This is a genomic window from Mesorhizobium sp. CC13, from assembly GCF_039907765.1.
Lineage (GTDB): Bacteria > Pseudomonadota > Alphaproteobacteria > Rhizobiales > Rhizobiaceae > Aminobacter.
Map to the genome: position 1 here is coordinate 1 of NZ_JARDJI010000049.1, position 2,151 is coordinate 2,151.

The following is a 2,151-nucleotide window of genomic DNA, read 5'->3' on the forward strand; positions in this document are numbered from 1 at the left end:
GATCTCCCTGGTCTGTCCGTCGGCCTCGCGGATGGTCGAGACGATGGCGTCGGGGATGGCGACCAGCGCATTGGCGGCGCTGTATTGCCAGCGGTTGGTGGAGCTGCCGATGTCGAGCGGGCCGGGCAGATATTGCGTCCACACCGTCTGGCCCGAGGCATCGCGGCCGGTAAGCGTGGTGCTGGTCAGGCGATCGATGCTGGTTGCCTGGCTCGCCACCTTGCCGAAGCCGTCATAAGAGAAGACGTGGACGGCATTGGCATTCTCCGACCGCGTCAGCCGGCCGATGTTGTAGAAGCCGACCGCCGCCTCGTCGTAGCCGTTCTGGGCGAGCGTGACGGGCGTCCCGCCCGGTGCCGTCGCCTGCTTGAGCAGCAGCCGGCCGAGCTGGTCGTAGCCCATGGTGGTGACGACCCCGCGCGCATCGGTCTGGCTCGTCAGCCGGCCCGCCCCGTCGTAACCATAGCTCCAGCTGCCGAGATCGGGATCGGTGGCGCTCAGCCGGCGCCCGAGCAGGTCGTAAGCATAGGACCAGGCCGAGCCGGAGGCATCGCTGACCCCGATCATCCGGCCGAGCCCGTCATAGCTGCGGGTCTCGCCGACGGCCTGGCCGCCGATGTCGCGCACGATCGCCACCACGTCGCCGCGCGACGAGGTCGTGGTGCTGGACCACCGGCCGAGTTCGTCGGTCAGCGTCGCCACATAGAGCCTGGGGTTGGGGCTGGCGCCGCCGTCGAGGCCGTAGACGATGCTGCGCTGGCTGGCGTCGGGATTGACCACCTTCACCGGCCGGTCGGCCCAGTCGTAGCTGGTGGCCGTCCACTGCGCCGCCTCGTTGGCAAAGCGTGGCAGGGCGAGGCGCGCGACATTGCCGCGGGTGTCATATTCGGTGTCGACGAGGCGCAGCGGCCCCGCCGCGGTCTCGCCCGGCGTCTCGGTCCGCCACACCCGGCCGAGCCCGTCATAATAGGAGCGGCTGAACTGTTCGCCCGCCCCGTTGGCCAGCGGGCTCGAGACCACCACCGCCTGGGTGAGCGGGTTGCCCTCGTTCTCGAACCGGGTCCTGGTATAGCTGCCGGTCGCGGCCACCGCCGTGTCATAGGGCCGGCAGAACGCGTCATAGGTGAAGGTCCGGACGATGCCGTTGACGTCGGTCCGGCTCGAAGGCTCGCCGCACACCGCGTCATAGGTCGCGCTGGTGACGAAGCGCGGGTCGGCCGCCTGGCCGCCCGCGGCAAAATACTTCGGCCCGCGCTCGCTCACCGGATAGAGCCTGTAGGTCGCGTCATAGTCCCATTCGGTGCGGTTGCCCGCCCCGTCGACCGCCGCAACCTTGTTGCCGAAGCTGTCATAGGAAAAGAGCTGGTTGACCGATCGCGCCGGCGTCGAGGTCAGGTCGGCGACGTCCGACTGCCAGGTCAGATTGCCCTTCGTCGGTGGCGTGGCGTTGTCGCTGTGGTTGTCGTCGTAGAAGCTGAAGCTCAAACCAATATACGGCAACGCCGGATCGAAGCCGGCCCTGACCTGCTCGGCCCGCGGCAAGGACACGATATAGGCCGATGTGTTGGGGGCGAAGAAGCGTACCGTCCAGAGCTCGTCGCCCGCCGCCCCGGGCCGGCCGTAATCCTTGAGCTGGACGATGTTGTTGTAGGCGTCGAACACCCGCTCGGTCTGCAGATTGAGCGCGCCGTTGCTCTCCGTCAGCGTCGTGTAGCTGGCGGTGTTCTGCACCCAGTAGGGCTTGGCCGCCACATTGACCTGGTAGGTCTCGGTGGTGTCGCGACGCACGGCGCCCGCGCCGTCCTTCTCGATCCGCCGCTCGACCAGCCCGTAGCTCGCCAGGTCCTGCCGGTAGGTGGTCTCGACCACCGGCCGGCCGGTCTCGCCGGCGGCCGCGGGCCTGGTCTCCACAACCGTGCGGAAGCCCAGGAACCGCCGCGCCTTGGGATCGTATTTGCCGCCCGCATAGGCATAGTCGGTCACCGCCGCCGGACCGCCCCGGCCGTCGCTCACCGTAAGCTTCGTCACCGCATGCACCAGGTTCGGCAGATAGTCGTTCGCCCACCGGCTCGACGGCGTGTATTCCGCCGCAATCACCGCGCCAGAACCCGTCGTCACACTGCGCAGAAGATTGGGGTTCCCAGGGCCGGG

The 2,151-nt window shown here is 68.4% G+C and carries 1 protein-coding gene; it reads right to left on the bottom strand.

The features are described 5' to 3' along the window. Nucleotides 1-2,151 (bottom strand): toxin TcdB middle/N-terminal domain-containing protein (locus PV773_RS25100; RefSeq protein WP_347968983.1); only part of this gene is annotated, 2,151 nt, incomplete at both ends.